Below are 19,929 nucleotides of genomic sequence, written 5' to 3'. Positions count from 1 at the left end.
GACATCGACCAATCCGTTGAAAATCAGGGGCTTCGGGTGGCTGTCTTGCAACAGGCGGCAACGACGGACAGAAAATCAGAGTTTTCACGGGTAAAAAAACAGGTACGGGCATTCCGAAATTCTACTGACAATTGCGAAACGCGCCGGAATGTGAAGCGCTCGATTTTGTGATTCGAACGACTACATGTGGTGGCTGCGAGGCCGGGATCTGAAGCCCGATACCGCCCCTCGAATTGCTGCGCACACCTACGCGAAACCGGCGCATTTCGCGCGTTAGCCAACCCGCTCTTGCAATTCCCGGGCGCCGTTCGGCGCATTGACCTTGCCCGAGCTGATGAAAAAGGCAAAGACGTCGCGCGGCGTCTTCTCCGCCTTTCGGTCCGGCGCGCTCTTTTCCAAGCCATCCGGCTCGCCGCCGGCGGCAAAGGTCTTGAGCCTTTCGGCCCAGAGGTCGAGGCCGGCCGGCGGATAGCAGGTCTTGACGTCGTCGCTGCCCTTCTGCAGCCGCGCATAGACAAAATCCGCGGTGACGTCGGCAATCATCGGATAATCCTCGTGCTCGGCGAGAACCGCCGCCACTTTGTGTTTATCCAGGAGCCCGACGAACTCCGGCACTTGGAAGGAAGGATGGCGGACTTCGACGACGTGCCGGAGCTTCAAGCCGTCCTGCTTTTCCGGCAGCAGCTTCAGGAAGCCCTCGAAGTCTTCCGGATCGAATTTCTTGGTCGGGGCGAACTGCCACAGGATGGGACCAAGCCGGTCGCCGAGTTCCGTCAGGCCTTGCGTCAGGAATCGCTCCATCGATTCGCCGGCCTCCGCCAGCACCCTGCGATTCGTCACGAAGCGGCTTGCCTTCAGGGAGAATATGAAGCCATCCGGCACCTCAGAGGCCCATTTGGCGAAGGTCGCCGGCTTCTGTGAGCTGTAATAGGTGCCGTTGACCTCGATGGCGCGCAGTTCCTTGCCAGCGAATTCGAGCTGCCGCTTCTTCGGAAGGTCGGAGGGATAGAAGCTGCTTTCCCAGGGCTCGAAATTCCAGCCGCCGATGCCGACACGGATCTTTCCTGCTTCTGCCATCATTTTCTCCTCGCGACCCAAAGCGCGCCCGTGCTTCCCGTCTCATTTATCGGTCACGGTCCAGATGCAGGCGACACGCAAACCTTGCTCGATCCTAAAACGAACCGCCACCCGATTACTCGGCCGCGACCACTTTCCTCACCGTCCGGCGCTCCAGGAGCTCCTTCAGGAACTGACCGGTATAGGAGCGGGGTTCCTTGACCACGTCTTCCGGCGTTCCTTTCGCGATGACCTCACCGCCGCCGTCGCCGCCTTCCGGGCCAAAGTCGATGACCCAGTCGGCCGTCTTGATGACTTCGAGATTGTGCTCGATCACGACGACCGAGTTGCCCTGGTTGACGAGCTCATGCAGCACTTCAAGAAGCTTGGCTACGTCATGGAAATGCAAGCCGGTCGTCGGTTCGTCGAGGATATAGAGCGTGCGTCCGGTCGAGCGCTTCGACAGTTCCTTGGCGAGCTTGACGCGCTGCGCTTCGCCGCCCGACAGCGTGTTCGCCTGCTGGCCGATTTTGATATAGCCGAGCCCAACCTGGTTCAGCGTCACCAGCTTGTCGCGCACCGCGGGAACGGCCGAGAAGAATTCGACACCTTCCTCGACCGTCATGTCGAGAACGTCGGCGATCGACTTGCCCTTGAAGTGCACGTCGAGCGTTTCGCGATTGTAGCGCTTGCCATGGCAGACGTCGCAGGTGACGTAGACATCCGGCAGGAAATGCATTTCGATTTTGATCACGCCGTCGCCCTGGCAGGCCTCGCAGCGTCCGCCCTTGACGTTGAAGGAGAAGCGGCCCGGCTGGTAGCCGCGGGTCTTCGCCTCCGGCAGTCCGGCGAACCAGTCGCGAATCGGCGTGAAGGCGCCGGTATAGGTGGCCGGGTTGGAGCGCGGCGTCCGGCCGATCGGCGACTGGTCGATGTCGATCACCTTGTCGATATGCTCGAAGCCATCGATCCGGTCGTGGTCGGCGGGGTTTTCCCGCGCCCCCATGACGCGGCGGGCGGCCGCCTTGTAGAGCGTCTCGATCAGGAAGGTCGACTTGCCGCCGCCCGAAACGCCCGTGACGGCGGTGAAGACGCCCAGCGGGATCGATGCCGTCACATTCTTCAGATTGTTAGCCCGCGCGCCTACGACGGTGATTTCCTTCTTCTTTTTCGGTTTCCTCCGTTCGCCGGGAACGGCAACGGACAATTCGCCGGACAGATACTTGCCGGTCAGCGACTTGGGATTGGCCATGATATCCGGCGGCGTGCCCTCGGCGACGATCTCGCCACCGTGAATGCCGGCGGCCGGGCCGATGTCGACCACATGATCCGCGGTCAGGATCGCATCCTCGTCATGCTCGACGACAATCACCGTGTTGCCGATGTCGCGCAGATGCCGAAGCGTCTCGAGCAGGCGGGCATTGTCGCGCTGGTGAAGGCCGATCGACGGCTCGTCGAGCACATAGAGCACGCCGGTCAAGCCCGAGCCGATCTGCGATGCGAGCCGGATCCGCTGGCTCTCGCCGCCCGAAAGCGTGCCGGAATTGCGCGACAGGCTCAGATATTCGAGCCCGACGTCGTTCAGGAAGCGCAACCGCTCGCGGATTTCCTTGAGGATGCGCACGGCGATTTCGTTCTGCTTGGCGCTGAGCCTTTCGGGAAGCGTTTCGAACCAGTCGCGGGCAGCACGGATCGACATGTCGGTGAGCTCGCCGATATGCGACTTGTCGATCTTGACGGCCAGCGCCTCCGGTTTCAGCCGGTAACCGGCGCAGGCGGGGCAGGGCGCCGCCGACATGAAGCGCTCGATCTCCTCGCGTGCCCAGGCACTGTCGGTCTCCTTCCAGCGCCGCTCGAGATTGGGCACGATGCCTTCGAAGGTCTTCGTCGTGTTATAGGACCGCGCGCCGTCCTGATAATGGAAGGTGATCTTCTCTTCCGTCCCGTGCAGGATCGCCTTCTGTGCCGCCTCGGAGAGTTCGCTCCAGCGATTGCCGAGCTTGAAGTCGAAGACCTTGCCGAGTGCCTCGAGCGTCTGGTTGTAATAGGGCGAGGTCGATTTTGCCCACGGCGCAATGGCACCGTCCCGCAAGGTCCGGTTCGGCTCGGGAATGATCAGCGCCTCGTCGATCTTCTGCTGGCTGCCGAGACCGTCGCAGGTCGAACAGGCGCCGAAGGGGTTGTTGAAGGAGAATAGCCGCGGTTCGATTTCCGAAATGGTAAAGCCGGAGACCGGGCAGGCGAATTTCTCCGAGAACAGCATGCGCTCATGCGTCTCATTGAGCGATTTGTTGGCCGAGCCGCCGGCGGCCGTCTCTTCCGGCGGCAGCGGCTTGTCGGCGAATTCGGCGATCGCCAGACCGTCGGCAAGCGTCAGGCTGGTTTCCAGGCTGTCCGCAAGCCGGGTGGCAAGGTCGGGCCGCACGACGACGCGGTCGACGACGACATCGATGTCGTGCTTGTATTTCTTGTCGAGCGCCGGCACATCGGCGATTTCATAGAACTGGCCATCGACCTTGACGCGCTGGAAGCCCTTCTTCATCAGCTCGGCGAGTTCTTTCTTGTACTCGCCCTTACGGCCGCGCACGAGCGGCGCGAGAACGTAAAGCCGCGTCCCTTCGCCGAATTCCAGGACGCGATCGACCATCTGGCTGACCGTCTGGCTCTCGATCGGCAGGCCCGTCGCCGGCGAATAGGGAACGCCGACGCGTGCGAAAAGCAGGCGCAGATAATCGTAGATTTCGGTGACCGTGCCGACCGTCGAGCGCGGGTTGCGCGACGTCGTCTTCTGTTCGATCGAGATCGCCGGCGACAGCCCGTCGATCTGGTCGACATCCGGCTTCTGCATCATCTCCAGGAACTGCCGGGCATAGGCCGACAGGCTTTCGACATAGCGGCGCTGACCTTCCGCATAGATGGTGTCGAAGGCGAGCGAGGACTTGCCGGAGCCCGAGAGGCCGGTCATCACGATCAACTTGTTGCGCGGCAGGTCGAGGTCAATGCCCTTGAGGTTATGCTCGCGCGCGCCGCGAATGGAGAGGGTCTTGAGTTCGCTCATCGGAAGCCAGTTTTGCATGTCGGTTGAAAGCCTCCTATGTAATGACGAGAACGCCCATGTCGAGGCGCAATCGGCAAAGAGGCGGCTCAATTGCGATTCGGTTGACAGGATAATAGGGGAATATTAGAACAAAAAAAGAACAAACATAAGCCGCGGCCTGCCAAATGAGCTGTGGATTATGTAGGATGCGGGGCGTATCGGCGGCGGCTGGCCGCTAAGATGCGCGCTCTTGAGATATTTGAAAGCCGGGCCGGCGGTTCGGCGGAAACACGGGAAAAGCGATATGGCTGGTAGCGTCAACAAGGTGATCTTGATCGGGAATGTCGGGGCCGACCCGGAAATCCGGCGCACGCAGGACGGCCGGCCGATCGCCAACCTCAGGATCGCCACTTCCGAGACCTGGCGCGACCGCAACAGCGGCGAGCGCCGTGAAAAGACGGAATGGCACAATGTCGTCGTCTTCAACGAAGGTCTCTGCAAGGTGGTGGAGCAATATGTGAAGAAGGGCGCCAAGCTCTACATCGAAGGCCAATTGCAGACACGCAAATGGCAGGACCAGACCGGCAATGATCGCTATACGACCGAAGTCGTGCTGCAGGGCTTCAATTCGACGCTGACGATGCTCGACGGCCGCGGCGAAGGCGGCGGCGCAGCTCGCGGCGGCAGCGATTTCGGCGGTGGCGGTTATGAAGACTACGATCAGCCGCGGCAATCCGCCGGTGGCGGACGTTCCGGCGGCCAGTCGAACCAGGGCGGCAACCTATCGCGCGATCTGGACGACGACATCCCGTTCTAATCGGCAGGATTAAACCCGCAAAAACATTCGGCCCGCCTCTGAGCGGGCCGTTGCGTTTTCTCGGGCTAGACTTGAAATGCCGAGCGCACGCCATCGACGACGAACTGCACGGCCAGCGCCGCAAGGATGACGCCGAGGAGGCGGGTCAGGATCGCCCGACCGGTAACGCCGAGAAAGCGGTCGATCCGATCAGCGATCACAAGTGCCAGAAAGAGCAGTGCCATCGACGCGGCGATGACGATGAGAAGTTGCGCGCGACCGATGACCGAGGGAAGGGAACTGCCGAGAAGAATGGTTGCCGAGATCGCCCCGGGACCCGCGATCAGCGGCAGGGCGAGGGGGAAGACGGCGATGTTGTGAATGTGATCCTTGGTCACCGCCGTTTCTCCGGTCTTTTCTTTTCTCTCCTGGCGCCGTTCGAAGATCATCTCGAAGGAGATCCAGAAGAGCAGCAGCCCGCCGGCGATGCGGAAGGCTCCGATCGAGATGCCCAGCAGTCCAAGAATGCCGTCGCCGAAGAGGGCAAAGGCAGCGAGAATGAAGAAGGCGATCAACGAGCCGCGGGTGGCAACCTGGAAGCGCTCCTGCCGGCTCAATCCGACCGTGAGGCTCAGGAAGATCGGCGCAAGGCCAGGCGGATCGAGTGTGACGAGCAGCGTCGTCAACGCGTTGATCAACAGATCCAAATCGAACATCCGTTCCCCCTCCGGATTGGCCCCGGTATTCCCGGTGGCAGGGCCACATTGTTAGGCAAGCCATGCGTGCTTGGAAAGGGGCGCTAGCCAAGTGCTGCGCGATGGCTTAAACCCGGTTGACGCGGGAGCATGCCAGCAGATCCGGCGCCTGTTGGGGAAGTCCTCCCGATTGGCGCAGGCGTGCCCTAGAAAAGCCCGTTACACCGGCAAAAGACTGTTCAAAACCATTGGCCAAAATTGGCGCTTGAAGCGGCATTCGGCTATAAGAACTGACTGATTCTGAACAAAGATCGTGATCGACATTGACTGAACAAAGCACTCCCGGCGGCGGAAAAACTCCGCCAGGCATCGAGCCGATTTCCATCATCGAGGAAATGCAGCGGTCCTATCTCGATTACGCCATGAGCGTCATCGTTTCCCGTGCGCTTCCCGATGTGCGCGACGGCTTGAAACCCGTTCACCGCCGCATCCTCTACGGGATGAGCGAGCTCGGCATCGATTGGAACAAGAAATACGTCAAATGCGCCCGTGTTACCGGTGACGTGATGGGTAAATACCATCCGCACGGCAACATGGCGATCTACGATGCGCTGGCGCGCATGGCGCAGGACTGGTCGCTCCGGCTGCCGCTGATCGACGGCCAGGGCAATTTCGGGTCCGTCGATGGCGATCCGCCGGCGGCCGAGCGCTATACCGAGTGCCGGCTGCAGAAGGCGGCCCATTCGCTGCTCGACGACCTCGACAAGGAAACGGTCGATTTCCGCGAAAACTACGACGGCACGCTGCAGGAGCCGGTGGTCGTTCCGGCGAAGTTCCCGAACCTGCTCGTCAACGGCGCGGGCGGCATCGCCGTCGGCATGGCGACCAACATCCCGCCGCACAATCTGAGCGAAGTCATCAATGGCTGCATCGCGCTGATCGACGATCCGGCGATCGAATTGCCGGAGCTGATGCAGATCATTCCGGGGCCAGACTTCCCGACCGGCGCGCTGATCCTCGGTCGCGCCGGCATTCGCCAGGCCTATGAGACGGGCAGGGGCTCCGTGATCATGCGCGGCCGCGCCCATATCGAGCCGATGCGCGGCGATCGCGAGCAGATCATCATCACCGAGATTCCCTATCAGGTGAACAAGGCGACGATGATCGAGAAGATGGCCGAACTGGTGCGCGACAAGCGCATCGAGGGTATCTCCGACCTGCGCGATGAGTCTGACCGGCAGGGCTATCGCGTCGTCATCGAGCTCAAGCGCGATGCCAACGCCGAGGTCATCCTCAACCAGCTCTATCGCTATACGCCGCTGCAGACCTCCTTCGGCTGCAACATGGTGGCGCTCAACGGCGGCAAGCCCGAGCAGCTGACGCTGCTCGACATGTTGCGCGCTTTCGTTTCCTTCCGCGAGGAAGTCGTTAGCCGGAGAACGAAATACCTGCTGCGCAAGGCCCGCGACCGGGCCCACGTCTTGGTCGGCCTTGCCATCGCCGTCGCCAATATCGACGAGGTGATCAAGCTCATTCGCCATGCGCCCGATCCGCAGACAGCGCGCGAGCAGTTGATGGAGCGCCGCTGGCCGGCCCATGACGTCGATGCGCTGATCCGGCTGATCGACGATCCGCGCCACCGGATCAACGAGGATGGCACCTACAACCTCTCGGAAGAGCAGGCACGCGCCATCCTCGACCTGCGCCTGCAGCGCCTGACCGCGCTCGGCCGCGATGAAATCGGCGACGAACTCAACAAGATCGGCGAGGAGATCCGCGACTATCTGGAAATCCTTTCCTCGCGGCTGCGCATCATGCAGATCGTCAAGGACGAGCTCGCGGCGGTCCGCGACGAGTTCGGCACGCCGCGCCGCACCGAGATCGCCGAGGGCGGTCCGGATATGGACGACGAGGACCTGATCGCCCAGGAAGACATGGTGGTCACTGTTTCCCACCTCGGCTACATCAAGCGCGTACCGCTGACCACCTACCGGGCCCAGCGGCGCGGCGGCAAGGGCCGCTCCGGCATGTCGACACGGGACGAGGATTTCGTTACCCGGCTATTCGTCGCCAACACCCATACGCCGGTTCTGTTCTTCTCCTCGCGCGGCATCGTCTACAAGGAGAAGGTCTGGCGATTGCCGATCGGCACGCCGCAATCGCGCGGCAAGGCGCTGATCAACATGCTGCCGCTGGAACCCGGCGAACGCATCACGACGATCATGCCGCTTCCCGAGGACGAAACGACCTGGGAGAACCTGGACGTGATGTTCTCGACGACGCGCGGCACGGTGCGCCGCAACAAGCTCTCCGACTTCGTCCAGGTCAACCGCAACGGCAAGATCGCGATGAAGCTCGACGAGGAGGGCGACGAGATTCTCTCGGTCGAGACCTGCACGGAATTCGACGACGTGGTGCTGACGACCGCGGTCGGCCAGTGCATCCGCTTCCCGGTCTCCGACGTGCGCGTCTTTGCGGGCCGCAATTCGATCGGCGTGCGCGGCATTTCGCTCGGCGATGGCGACCGGATCATCTCCATGGCGATCCTCGCCCACGTCGAAGCCGAACCGTGGGAGCGTGCAGCCTATCTGAGACGATCGGCAGCCGAACGCCGCGCCGCAACCGGCGAAGACGAGGAGATCGTGCTTGTCGGCGAGGAGGTCACCAACGGTGGCGAACTCTCCAATGAGCGCTATGAGGAACTCAAAGAGCGCGAGCAATTCGTCCTGACGCTCTCTGAACGAGGTTTCGGCAAGCGCTCGTCCTCCTACGACTTCCGCACGTCGGGCCGCGGCGGCAAGGGCATTCGCGCCACGGACACCTCGAAGACGGCGGAAATCGGCGAGCTCGTCGCAGCCTTCCCGGTCGAGCACAACGACCAGATCATGCTGGTTTCCGATGGTGGCCAGCTCATCCGCGTACCGGTCGACGGCATTCGGCTGGCGAGCCGCGCCACCAAGGGCGTCACGATCTTCTCCACCGCCAAGGACGAAAAGGTCGTCTCGGTGGAACGGATCAGCGAACCGGACGGCGAGGACGAGATCGAGGAGATCGTCACGGCTGGCGACGCCATTGTGGCCGAACCGCCAGCCGACGCCGAGGAGTGACCGAGGTAGCGATAAGCAAACAAGGAGCCCGCCGATCGGCGGGCTTTTTTGTGGGCGCGCAAGTCAAGACCGGATGGCGCCGCTGTGGCAAGTCAGTTCTTGAAGACGATGCAGGCTCCGCCGCTGCGGCGAATGGTGGCGCAGAGTTTGTCCGCCTCCGCACGGGTCTCACGGCCGATGCGGGCGGCATAGCGTATTCTGCCACCGAAACTGCCATTGCGTTCCCGCACCACAAGCGCCTTTTCGCGGCTGATTGGCGCCGGCAGGCGCTTGACAGAATTGAGGAACAGGCGGTGCGCCACGGATTTCCGATAGTGTGCTGCCAATTGGACGCCCCAAGGTGCCCAGGGGGCCTCATCGACGATGACGATATCGCGCAGTTGCCGGGAGTTGGCGAGCGCAACGCAGCCATCCAGGAAGTTCTTGTTTTTGTCGAGCGCGAGGTCGAGCGATTTGGGCGGGTTGTCGCGCCAGTCTTCCACGGCGTGGGCAGTGATCGCCAGGACGTAGTCGCGCGTCTCGTAGGGCAGCCAATCGATCTCCAGAAACCGCTCCAGCCCGGCCTCGCCGGCATTGTAGGCGGCAGCTGCGAAACCGAGATTGCCGTAGCGCAGCTTGAGCTCGCTCAGATACTCGGCCGACTTGCCGAGGGCGGCCACGGCGTCGAAGCTGTTGGACAGGCCACGTAGCTTCGCCGTTCCGGGCATGAACTGGGCGATCCCTTCGGCACCCTTGGGGCTGACGGCGTCCGGCTGGAAGAGGCTTTCGCGCCAGATCAGCCGTGCGAAGAAGGGGGCAGGCAGGCCGTTCGCCTCGGCATAATGCTCGATGATGCCGCATACGTCCCGGGCGAAATTCTCTCGGCTGATGCAGAGGGAAACCGGCGGCTTCGCCGTGGAAACACCGGAGTAGACGCATTTGCGCGCGACTGGAGCGTCGGTTCGGGCGTTGCCGATACCGGCAAGGGCCATTGTGAACAGCAGCGTAGCCCCGGCAGTGCGCGCCAGACGTCCCATTCGGTTGCCCCAGATGTGGCATCTGCCCGCTCTGCTCGGTTTGACCATACGGCTCCTCGGCGATGAACGAGGGATCATGAATAGCATTTTCGCTGTCGACGAGAAACAGGGCAGATGCGGCAACCGGCAGCATGCAACCAATGCCGGCGCGGCACAAAAAAAGAGGGCCACAAGCGAACTTGGGCCCTGTCAGTTGTGAAGGTTGGAAACCTCCAGAGGGGAACAGCTGATGCGACGGCCGGGGAGGAGGAAGCCGCCAGATGCACCAACTAAAAGCTATATGGGGAACGCCGCGCGCCCGTTCAATGGCTCCGCGGTAGATTTTCGCAACTGAAGGCTGTGCGTGTTTGCGGGCAAAAAAAGAGGGCCGCAAGAAAACTTGGGCCCTTGTAGTTGTGAAGGTAATTAGAACCTCCAGAGGGGAACAGCTGCTGCGGTGGCACTGGGAGGAGAAGCCACCAAAGATGCATCAGCTGGATTTGGTATGCTGTTTTTTTGGGCGAGGGGCAATCATTTAATATGCATGCCAGCCATGCCGTCTGCGCATTCCTGCATATTTTTGCATCGCACAATAGGATCGCGTTGCCCGGGCGTTTCGCCATAGCGAAAAAGCTTCAAGAAAAACAATGAGGTAACGGCGGAATTGGCAATTGCCCATTAATCGGGCAATCGCGACGGGCGTCAAAAATTCCAGTTGCGGGCCTTGGCAACAATATAGTCGCGGAAGACCTTCAGCTTCGCGGCGTTCTTCATTTCGTCCGGATAGCAGAAATAGGTATCGAAAGAGGGGATGTCGGCACTGATCGGCAGCTGCATCAGACCGGGATCCCGGCCGACGATGTAGTCGGGGAGCATGGCAATGCCGATACCAAGCAGGCAGGCGCGCTTGATCGAGGTCTGGCTGTTGATCTGCAAGTGCGAGACGCGCGGATCGTCCGGATCCCGACCGGCGATCTCCAGCCAGTTGACGTCAAGCAGATAGTTGGGTGCCGGTTCGCCGAAGGTGATGATGCGGTGGTTGTCGATGTCCTGGATCGACTGTGGCTCGCCATGCTTGTTGATATAGGAGGGTGCCGCATAGATGTGCATGTGCACCGTAAACAGCTTGCGCTGGATCAGGTCCGACTGCTGCGGCTGGCGCAGGCGGATGGCACAGTCGGCATGCCGCATGTTCACGTCGAGCTCTTCATTGTCGAGAATGAGCTGCACCTGGACATCCGGGTAGAGCGCCATGAATTCCTGGATCTTGTCGGTCAGCCAGCCCTGGCCGAGGCCGACGGTCGTGGTGATGCGCAGCTTGCCGCCGGCTTGTCGGTCGTCTCGCTGAGCTGCGCCTTGACGCTCTCGAGCTTCATCAGCACTTCGTGCGCCGTCCGATAGAGCATTTCGCCCTGTTCGGTCAGAATCAACCCGCGCGCATGGCGATGAAACAGCTTGATGCCGACATCCTGCTCGAGCGCACTGACCTGGCGGCTGATGGCGGATTGCGAGAGATGGAGTTTGTCAGCCGCATGCGTGAACGAGCCGGCCTCCGCCGCCGCATGAAATATGCGCAGTTTGTCCCAGTCTAGCGACATGAAATCCCCCATGAAGGACCGTTCGGAGGAACAGGGCAAGTCCTCCGCGCGTCACCGATGCGTCTGTTCCCACGCGGGGCGTCAGCCCCGTTTTGCAGCTTCTATTCGGCTGCAATTGCGACGGGCATATGACCCGCCAGATATTTCTCCGCCTCGAGCGCTGCCATGCAGCCCATGCCGGCGGCGGTGACCGCTTGGCGATAGATGTCGTCCGTCACGTCGCCGGCAGCAAACACCCCGGCAACATCGGTCGCGGTCGAGTCCGGCGCCGTCCAGAGATAGCCGTTCGGCTTCTGGCGCAGCTTGCCCTTGAAGAGTTCCACGGCCGGCGCATGACCAATGGCCACGAAGACGCCATCGGTCGCCATTTCGGAAATAGCGCCGGTCTTGGTATTGCGAAGCTTCACGCCGTTGACCGAGGCGGGCATCGGCGGCTTTGCGGGTGCACCGAGATATTCGACGACCTCATGATCCCAGACGACCTTGACGTTCGATTTGGCGAACAGGCGTTCCTGCAGGATTTTTTCGGATCGGAATGCATCCCGGCGGTGAACGACGGTGACCGCCTTGGCCAGGTTCGAGAGATAGAGTGCCTCCTCGACGGCCGAGTTGCCGCCGCCGACGACGATGACCTCCTTGTTGCGATAGAAGAAACCGTCGCAGGTGGCGCAGGCGGAAACGCCGAACCCCATGAAAGTCGGCTCGGTCTCTATGCCGAGCCACTTGGCCTTGGCGCCGGTCGCGATGATCAGCGCGTCGGTCGTCCATTCCGTGCCGCTGTCCGTCTTGATACGGAACGGCCGCACGGAAAGATCGACATCGGTGACGATGTCGTTGACGATCTCTGTGCCGACATGGATCGCCTGCTTCAGCATCTGCTCCATCATCCAGGGGCCCTGGACCGGATCGGCATAGCCCGGATAGTTCTCCACATCCGTGGTGATCATCAACTGGCCGCCTTGCTCCATGCCGGCAATGAGCACGGGCGAAAGCATTGCACGCGCCGTATAAATCGCTGCCGTGTAGCCGGCAGGGCCGGAGCCGATGATCAGCACTTTTGTGTGGCGGGCGGTCATGCTTTGGTCCTTAATTTGCCGGACGGACTGGTGGTCGATGTCTGGCTCGGGTCGAAAATATCGCCTTAGTTTAGGTATTCACAGCGCGCTCTTTCAAGGGCACTGCTGCTGATACACACAAGTGCTTGCGGCCGCACCATGAAATTGACACCAGATCGGGCATTTTTGCATCGCTTTTGCTGGAAAGCAGCCAATCCGATGCCTGAAAACGGCGAAGTCGCGCGGCCGCCGGCGGTGGCAGAAAGGTTTTTGTGCACGCAAGTCGCGGCACTCTCGTTCAGGGATACAGTTACGTGCTACCCACAGCATGACAAATATCGCCCCGGCGAGACCGGCTGGCGGCGAACAAGAGGAACCTCGTGAACCGAGGTCCATGGAAACGGGGATGTTGGCAAGATGGTCCTACGCGTCGACCTCGATGCAATCGACATGAAAATCCTGCGCGAGTTGCAGGGCAATGGCCGCATGACGAATGTGGAATTGGCCGAACGCGTGGGCATCTCGGCGCCGCCTTGCCTGCGCCGCGTTCGCAAACTCGAGGAAGCCGGCGTCATCCGCGGCTACCGCGCGCTTCTGAATGCCTCCGCGCTCGGCTACGATCTCGTCGCCTTCTGCATGGTTGGGCTCAAGCATCAGTCGGACGCCAACCTCAAGGCCTTTGCTGCCCGCACCGCCTCGTGGCCGCTCGTCCGGGAGGCCTGGATGGTCTCGGGGGAATCCGACTTTCTGCTTCAGTGCGTCGCCGAGAACCTTGCGGCCTTTCAGGATTTCGTTATTGAAGAGCTCACTGCGACCGACAATGTCGATACGGTACGGACGATGCTGACGATCCGCCAAGTGAAGGACGCCTGCCAGGTGGAGATCTAGCATCACCGTTGTCAGTCAAAGAGCCCTTTCGCGCCACGCAGGCGGCCGGTCAGAAGATCTCATGACGCCAAAGCTCCCGCTTTCCGCTTTCATCATCTGCTTGAACGAGGTGGCCTATCTCGGCAATTGCATCGAGAGCCTCGAGCAATGCGCCGAGATTGTCATCGTTGATTCCGGCTCGACCGACGGGACGGCGGCGCTGGTGCAGTCCTATCTCGATAAGGGCTGGCCAATCCGGTTCATGTATGAGCCATGGCGCGGCTATGCCGGGCAGAAGCAATTCGCGCTCGAGCAGTGCGGCCAGCCCTGGTGCTTCAATATCGATGCGGACGAGCGGTTCGATGAAGCGCTGAAGGCCTTGCTGGCTTCGCTCCTGAACGCCCCGGCCGAAGTCGTCGGCTGGAGGGTGGCGCGCCGACCTTATCTGATCGGCTACGGTTACACGCCCGAAAAGGTGCAGGAACGGCGCAATCTTCGGCTGATCCGCAACGGCCGCGGCCGCTACGATCTAGGCCAGAAGGTGCATGAAGGGATCGTCCCGGACGGCAAGGTCGACGCGGCCCGCTCCGGCAGCCTGCTGCACTATCGGCCACTGATCATCGACGAACAAATCCTCAAGGAAAACAAGTATTCGACGCTCAAAGCGGATCAGCAGTTTGCCGAGGGCAGGGCGGTGCGGCCATACAAGATGCTGTTTGGCCCACCGCTCTATTTCTACCGGCTCTATTTCCGCAACGGCCTGTGGCGCTGTGGCTTTCCGGGCTTCATCGAAGCGATGACCGGGTCGGTCTATGCGTTCCTGACCGCGGCCAAGGTTTATCAGCGCCATGCGCTGAAAGCCCGGCCAAATGTCGACGACGCGCTTTCCCGCTAATGCCCGGAAAAGGTGACCTATGAAAGTCATGCACATTCACTTCGGCAAGGAAGGTGGCGCAGAACGTTTCTTCGTGAACCTGGTCAACGCCTTGCATGACAGGGGCGTCGAGCAGCGCGTGCTGATCCGCCCCGAACGCAGCTGGCGCGGCGAAATCGAGGGCAGCGCGCAGGTCTACGAGGGCGTCTTCCGGCGGGTCTCGTTGTCGCGATTCTTCCTGCAGTGGCGGATGTCACGTATCCTCAGGGAATTCCGGCCCGATGTCATCATGGCCTGGCAACTGCGCGCCAGCCGCTTCATGCCTCCCTACAAGGATGCCTTCCGCATTTCCCGTCTCGGTGACTATCCGGAGCACCTTGGCTATTACACCAATGTCGAGACATTGGTCTGCATCACGCCGGACATCGCCGCCAAGGTGCGCGAATTCGGCTGGCGCCGTGGCGTCGAGGTGATCGCGAATTTCACCCGTGCGACACCCGTCGCGCCGATCGCGCGCGTTGAGATGCAAACGCCCGCCGAAGCCTTCGTGGTCGTCGGCATGGGGCGTTTCGTCAAGCGCAAGGGCTTCGACGGGCTGCTTCGCGCCATCCAGAAGGTCGACGGTGCCCATCTTTGGCTGCTCGGAGACGGGCCCGAGCGGGAAGAGTTGGAGCGGTTGACCGACCAACTGGGCATACGCGATCGTGTCCGCTTTCCCGGGTGGCAGACCAATGCCTATGGTTACCTCGCCGCCGGTGACGCCTTCGCGATCAATTCGTCGCATGAGCCTCTCGGCAATGTGTGCTTCGAGGGCTGGGGAGCCGGCAAGCCGACCATTGCGGCGCGAGCCGAAGGACCTTCCTGGGTGATGACCCATGAGCGCGATGCCCTGATGGTGGACTGCGGCGACGACGAGGGCCTTGCAAGCGCGATCCGCCGGCTGCTCGGCGATCCGGGATTGCGGGAAAAACTGAGCGCCGGCGGGCTCGAAACGCTGCAGACCCGCTTTTCCGAGAGGGCGATTACCGACGCCTATCTCGAGCTCTTCGCAAAGGGTGCGGCGCAGCGATGAAGGTCATGCACTTCCACTTCGGCAAGGATGGCGGCGCTGAACGCTTTTTCGTCCATCTCGTCAACGCCCTTGCCGAACGCGGCGTCGAGCAGACCTCGGTCATCCGGCCCGACCGACAGTGGCGCTCCGAAATCGAAGGTGCGACCAAGATGACGGAAAGCCATTTCCGGAACCTGTCGCTGGATCGGCTACTTCTGCCACGCAAGGTGATGCACATGGCGCGGCGCGACAGGCCAGACGCACTGATGGCGTGGGCACCGCGCGCCAGCCAACTGATGCCGGCCTACAAGGGATGCATCAAGATTTCCCGCCTTGGCGATTACCCGCCACGCCTCGACTATTTTCGCAACACGGACTGCATCGTCTGCAATACGCCGGGTATTGCCGAACATGTCCGCAAGCTCGGGTGGAAGCGGGACATTCAGGTTATCTCCAACTTCACCAGCACCGAGCGTATGGAACCGATCAGCCGGACGACGCTCGACACGCCGGAGGACGCGCCGGTCGTCATGTCGATGGGCCGTTTTGTGGAACGGAAAGGTTTCCACACGCTGATCGAGGCAGTCGCCAAAGTGCCCGGCGTTTACCTCTGGCTGCTAGGCGATGGCGAGGAAAGCGATAGCCTCCATAAGCTCGCGACAGATCTCGGCGTCAGCGAGCGGCTCCGCTTCGCCGGTTGGCAAAAGGACACGAGGCCGTTCCTGGCGGCCGCCGACATGTTCGTCATGGCTTCGAGCCACGAACCGCTCGGCAATGTGATCCTGGAGGCCTGGGCGCAGGGAACCCCCGTTGTCTCAAGTCGCTCCGAAGGCCCACAATGGTTCATGCGCGATAGCGAAAACGGTCTGATGGTCGACATCGGCGATGCCGATGGCTTCGCGCGTGCGATCGAGCGAATCGCCAACGACCGCAGCTTGGGCGCCGCGCTCGCCGAACGGGGACACGAGACACTGGTCAGCCAGTTCTCCAAGCAGGCGATCACCGATGCCTATCTGAGGCTGTTCGCCTCGAAGCGGTAACCCGCCGGTTAGCGCATCAGCCTGTCGTAGATCGCGCCGATTGCCCGCGCTTCGCCCTCGATGGCGAAATCCCTGGACGCGCGCGACAGACCATTCGCGCCGGCAGCGGCAAGTCGCGGCAGATCATCCATGAATGTGGCTGCACCATCGACCATCGCCTCGAGGCTATTGGCCGGAATGATCAGCCCGGATTCGTCCGCCCCTTCTGAGATCAATTCGGAAAAGGCACCGACGTCGCTTGCCACGACCGGCACGCCGCTCGCCATCGCCTCGAGCGGTGTCAGGCCGAAACCTTCCCAACGTTGCGGTGCGACGAACAGATCGAGAGCCCTGTACCAATCGGGAATATTTGTATGCTCGCCCACGAATAATATGCGATCGGCCAGTCCCGCTTTGGCGACCCGAGCCTTCAAGTCAGCCTCGAAGGCGAGGTGAGGGCCGGTGGCGCGTCCGGCGACGATCGCACCCCATTCGGGTCGACCGGGCAAAAGGGCAATCATGCTGTCGACAAAGAGGTCGGTCCCCTTCTGATGTCGAACACGGCCAAAGCAACCGACATATTTCCTCGACGGATCGAGATCGAGCGCCCGTTTCGCCGTCGCCTTGTCGATAGGGGGCCGGAAGCGATGCGTATCGATTCCGTGCAGGATTACGGTGCTCGGAACCTCCAGATAGGCGGCGGTCTTGGCGCTTGTGGCGATCACCGCGTCCATCCGGCGGATCAGGAACTTGCTCCACCCGGTATGCCGCCGCTGCGAGGCAGAGGTGAAGACGACCCGGATCTTCATCCGCAGCAGATCACGCAGGAGTATAGCCGGCAGCATTTCGACATTGCGGCGCGCATGCCAGACGCGGCAGCGGCGGCCTGGCGGGGTTCGCCAGAGGTGGATCAGGTCGCGAAACCGTACCGACGGCAAATTCGTGGGGAGGCCAGGTCCGAGCACCGCGATCTTCTGTCCAAGATTGCGCTGAACGGGAACAAGCTGGATGATCGTCGAGGTGACACCGGAGAGACGTCGCTTGAAATTGGGCGCAATAATCTCGATGTCCCGGATATCGGCCACGTGCGCGCGCTCCTTGCGCCTCTAGCATCAATTCTTTGGGGAAGAGGGGGCGGACCGAATGCCGCGCCCTGAACGGGATGGGCGAGGTCCAATTACCCCGCCGCGTTTCCATGTTTCTGCTGTCGGACTCGGGCGATCAGCCCCACTGAACGGCGAGGATCTCGTAGGCCTTGGAGCCGCCCGGTGCGTTCACCTCGATCGAGTCGCCAACCTCCTTGCCGATCAGCGCGCGGGCGATCGGCGAGGAGATCGAGATTCGGCCGGCCTTGACGTCGGCTTCCTGGTCACCAACGATCTGGTAGGTCTTTTCCTCCTCGGTGTCCTCGTCGACGAGTTTGACCCGCGCGCCGAACTTGATCTTCGAGCCGGACATCTTCGAAAGATCGATGACCTCGGCCCGGGCGATCAGATCCTCGAGCTCGGAAACACGGCCCTCGTTGTGGCTCTGCGCCTCCTTGGCGGCATGGTATTCGGCATTTTCCGACAGGTCCCCATGGGCACGTGCTTCGGCGATCGCCTCGATGATTCGCGGGCGTTCTTCCTGTTGGCGCCAGCGCAGCTCCTCCTGCAGATTGGCGAATCCACCCTGGGTCATCGGAACTTTGTCGACCATTTCATTGTCCTTTATCAAGCGCGCGGCGCCGCCTCTCGGCGGCGCCAACGCAAAAGAAAACGGTCCCCGGAGCAAAGCACCGGAACCGTCCGAAAACATCCGAACCGTTCTTATAACAGAAACGGAAGTGCGAAAGCCAGATTTTTCGCGCCGGTTCACGGCCTGGACAGGGCCATGTTCGGCCCCGAGCTTTTCCGAAAAAAAAGCGGGTTACCTGAGAAACCCTCTTTACCTCAAGAGCACTTGAGGTTGTATCAGTCCGGTTCCATGAACAAGCGATCGGAACCAATCGATGAGTGTAGCCGAAGAGAATCCGAGGACCTCCAGCGTGACGATGCAGTGGGACGGTGAGGGCCGCTGGAGCGAGTTGCTAAAGAGAGAGCATCTGGCTGCAACCGTGACATTGTGCCTTGGCGTCGCGCTCTTTGCCTTCAACGAGTTCTTCATTTCGACGGCCCTGCCGACGGCGGTCGAGGAATTCGGTGGCGCCGCCCTGTTGTCCTGGGCCTTCACGCTCTATCTTGTCTTCGCCATTATCGGCGGCGCCTTGGCCGCCAATCAGAAAGCAAGATTCGGTGCGCGCAATACGCTTATCGCCGCGGCACTTGTTTTCGCCACGGGCACCGTCATCGCGACCCTGGCAACCGGCATGCCGCAAGTGCTTGCCGGCAGGCTGCTGCAGGGATTGGGCGAGGGCATTATTGCCGGTGTTTGCTACGCCTTGATACCCGAGCTTTTTCCGCCGCGCCTCGTTCCCAAGGTCTTCGGCGCGGAAGCGATCGTCTGGGCCTCTGCCGCCTTTGCCGGCCCGCTCATCTCCGGACTGCTGACGGAATACTGGTCGTGGCGCGCCGCTTTCTTTGTCAACATACCGGCCGTGGCAGTCTTCCTGGCGCTCGTCATCACGATCGTCGGCCAGCCGAAGGACGGCAAGGGAGCCGCGGGCGCAATTCCGCTGCTGCGACTACTCGCTTTCGGCGCCGGCGTCTTGTTGATCTCGCTCTCCAATACTGCCGGCAACGGGTATCGGATGGCGGTTCTGCTGATGATGGCAATCGCCGTTTTCATAGTTGCGATCCGATCCGATCGCAGATCGCCACATCCCATTCTGCCGTTCGGAGCATTCTCGATCCGCACCGCACTCGGCACCGGCCTCTGGGTCGTTCTGTTGATGCCGCTCGCCCAGGCGTCCGGCTCCGTTTATCTCGTCTATTCCATGCAGCAGCTGTGGGGCTTCGGACCGACGGCCGCCGGCTTTTCCAGCGCGTTGATGGCCATGTCCTGGAGTGCAACCGCAATATTCGTCGCCAGCCTGCCCTCGCACGCGGTGCGCATTCGGCTGATGTGGACGGGACCGCTGATTCTTTGCCTCGGCCTCATCGGACTGACGCTCGCCGTCGGCAGCGGCGAACACCGCCTGGTGTTCATCGGGCAGGTTGCAATCGGGAGCGGCTTCGGGATCAGCTGGGGAACACTCAGCCAATTTCTGATGGACGTGTCGACCAGAGAGGAACGCGACAAGACGTCGGCGCTGCTGCCGACGCTGCAATCGGCCGGTTACGCGATCGGCGCCGCTCTTTTCGGCGTAACCGCCAACGCTTTCGGCTTCGAAGAGGACGTCAGCGAGCAAACCTTGTCCTCGTCGCTGCTCATCGTGTTTGCACTGGCCTGCGTCATTGCCGCCGCTTCGCTCTTCTTCGCGATCCGAACTCTGCGCTTGACGCGGCAGGAGCCTCCCGCCGCGCAGTTCAAATAAGGGCCGCAGTCCCGCCGGCGGAAACAGCGCTCTCTCGCTGATAGCGGAACAGGCCCGGGCGGCGCCTATCAATCAAGGCAAATTGCTCGCAGCCGCGGCCTCCGGATGGCGCAACGGTCGCCAGCAACCTGCCCTCGCTCGATCGCACCTCCACTTTCAGAGATCCATAGTCGACGTCGCGGCCGATCTTGTCGGCAATGCGTCGGGCGTAATAGAGCGCCGAACCATCGTCGAAATGGGCGATACCCTCCTCGTCGATGAAGCTTTCGTCATCCCAGTGGAGATCGAAGAAATAGTGCCGCACGTCGTTGCCCCAGTCCTGCGC

At 61.6% G+C, this 19,929-nt stretch carries 15 protein-coding genes and 1 pseudogene; 7 read left to right on the top strand and 9 right to left on the bottom strand.

The window, feature by feature from the left end:
- Window positions 1-273 precede the first annotated feature (273 nt).
- Together N181_RS09755 and uvrA are read right to left on the bottom strand one after the other, a co-directional pair.
- Window positions 274-1,077: a DUF72 domain-containing protein gene (locus N181_RS09755; protein ID WP_037397626.1), complete on the bottom strand. Its 804-nt coding sequence runs from the start codon at window positions 1,075-1,077 to the stop codon at window positions 274-276.
- Between the two features lie 115 nt (window positions 1,078-1,192).
- The gene (gene uvrA / locus N181_RS09750; protein WP_037397705.1) at window positions 1,193-4,114 is read right to left on the bottom strand and encodes an excinuclease ABC subunit UvrA; all 2,922 of its coding nucleotides are present in this window, start codon (window positions 4,112-4,114) and stop codon (window positions 1,193-1,195) included.
- Between the two features lie 283 nt (window positions 4,115-4,397).
- Here uvrA and N181_RS09745 point away from each other — a divergent pair, with 283 nt between their 5' ends.
- On the top strand, window positions 4,398-4,910 hold the full coding sequence (locus tag N181_RS09745; RefSeq protein ID WP_014328423.1) for a single-stranded DNA-binding protein: 513 nt from the start codon (window positions 4,398-4,400) through the stop codon (window positions 4,908-4,910).
- A gap of 65 nt (window positions 4,911-4,975) precedes the next feature.
- Here N181_RS09745 and N181_RS09740 read toward each other — a convergent pair whose 3' ends face one another.
- On the bottom strand, window positions 4,976-5,605 hold the full coding sequence (locus N181_RS09740; RefSeq protein ID WP_014328424.1) for a MarC family protein: 630 nt from the start codon (window positions 5,603-5,605) through the stop codon (window positions 4,976-4,978).
- Between the two features lie 302 nt (window positions 5,606-5,907).
- Here N181_RS09740 and gyrA point away from each other — a divergent pair, with 302 nt between their 5' ends.
- Window positions 5,908-8,691, top strand: coding sequence for a DNA gyrase subunit A (gyrA, locus tag N181_RS09735; RefSeq protein ID WP_037436050.1), 2,784 nt, complete (start codon window positions 5,908-5,910; stop codon window positions 8,689-8,691).
- 92 nt (window positions 8,692-8,783) lie between these two features.
- On the opposite strand, the gene N181_RS09730 is transcribed toward gyrA, so the two are convergent.
- From N181_RS09730 to trxB, 3 genes and pseudogenes are all read right to left on the bottom strand, one after another.
- On the bottom strand, window positions 8,784-9,707 hold the full coding sequence (locus N181_RS09730) for a transglycosylase SLT domain-containing protein (protein WP_080577626.1): 924 nt from the start codon (window positions 9,705-9,707) through the stop codon (window positions 8,784-8,786).
- Window positions 9,708-10,388: 681 nt separating this feature from the next.
- Window positions 10,389-11,284: pseudogene (locus tag N181_RS09725) on the bottom strand (LysR family transcriptional regulator VtlR).
- Window positions 11,285-11,385: 101 nt separating this feature from the next.
- Entirely contained in the window at window positions 11,386-12,360 is a 975-nt protein-coding gene (trxB, locus tag N181_RS09720; RefSeq protein ID WP_014328428.1) for a thioredoxin-disulfide reductase, read from the bottom strand.
- 396 nt (window positions 12,361-12,756) lie between these two features.
- Here trxB and N181_RS09715 point away from each other — a divergent pair, with 396 nt between their 5' ends.
- From N181_RS09715 to N181_RS09700, 4 genes are all read left to right on the top strand, one after another.
- Window positions 12,757-13,227 (top strand): Lrp/AsnC family transcriptional regulator, encoded by a 471-nt coding sequence (locus N181_RS09715; protein ID WP_012708105.1) that lies wholly within the window; start codon window positions 12,757-12,759, stop codon window positions 13,225-13,227.
- A 61-nt stretch (window positions 13,228-13,288) separates the two neighbouring features.
- Entirely contained in the window at window positions 13,289-14,101 is an 813-nt protein-coding gene (locus N181_RS09710; RefSeq protein WP_037397636.1) for a glycosyltransferase family 2 protein, read from the top strand.
- Window positions 14,102-14,120: 19 nt separating this feature from the next.
- Window positions 14,121-15,152, top strand: a complete 1,032-nt coding sequence (locus tag N181_RS09705) for a glycosyltransferase (RefSeq protein WP_037397639.1) — start codon at window positions 14,121-14,123, stop codon at window positions 15,150-15,152.
- Window positions 15,149-16,171 carry a glycosyltransferase gene (locus N181_RS09700; protein ID WP_037397641.1) on the top strand — a complete coding sequence of 341 codons (1,023 nt, stop codon included), beginning with the start codon at window positions 15,149-15,151 and terminating at the stop codon, window positions 16,169-16,171. The genes N181_RS09705 and N181_RS09700 overlap by 4 nt, the downstream gene beginning before the upstream one ends.
- Window positions 16,172-16,179: 8 nt before the next feature.
- On the opposite strand, the gene N181_RS09695 is transcribed toward N181_RS09700, so the two are convergent.
- A complete protein-coding gene (locus N181_RS09695; protein WP_037397643.1) occupies window positions 16,180-17,235 on the bottom strand; it encodes a glycosyltransferase family 4 protein in 1,056 nt (351 codons plus the stop codon).
- 136 nt (window positions 17,236-17,371) lie between these two features.
- Window positions 17,372-17,848: a transcription elongation factor GreA gene (greA, locus tag N181_RS09690; RefSeq protein WP_014764680.1), complete on the bottom strand. Its 477-nt coding sequence runs from the start codon at window positions 17,846-17,848 to the stop codon at window positions 17,372-17,374.
- A 292-nt stretch (window positions 17,849-18,140) separates the two neighbouring features.
- Here greA and N181_RS09685 point away from each other — a divergent pair, with 292 nt between their 5' ends.
- The gene (locus tag N181_RS09685) at window positions 18,141-19,604 is read left to right on the top strand and encodes an MFS transporter (protein ID WP_037397646.1); all 1,464 of its coding nucleotides are present in this window, start codon (window positions 18,141-18,143) and stop codon (window positions 19,602-19,604) included.
- On the opposite strand, the gene N181_RS09680 is transcribed toward N181_RS09685, so the two are convergent.
- Complete coding sequence (locus tag N181_RS09680; protein WP_037397649.1) at window positions 19,597-19,908, bottom strand: DUF6894 family protein; 312 nt, start codon at window positions 19,906-19,908, stop codon at window positions 19,597-19,599. The two genes, N181_RS09685 and N181_RS09680, sit on opposite strands and share 8 nt — an antisense overlap.
- Between the last annotated feature and the right edge of the window lie 21 nt (window positions 19,909-19,929).

Origin of the sequence: Sinorhizobium fredii USDA 205, from assembly GCF_001461695.1 — a bacterium.
In the GTDB taxonomy this organism is placed as follows: domain Bacteria; phylum Pseudomonadota; class Alphaproteobacteria; order Rhizobiales; family Rhizobiaceae; genus Sinorhizobium; species Sinorhizobium fredii.
Note: the sequence above shows the minus strand (reverse complement) of the source record. Positions and strands in the feature narration are given on the sequence as shown.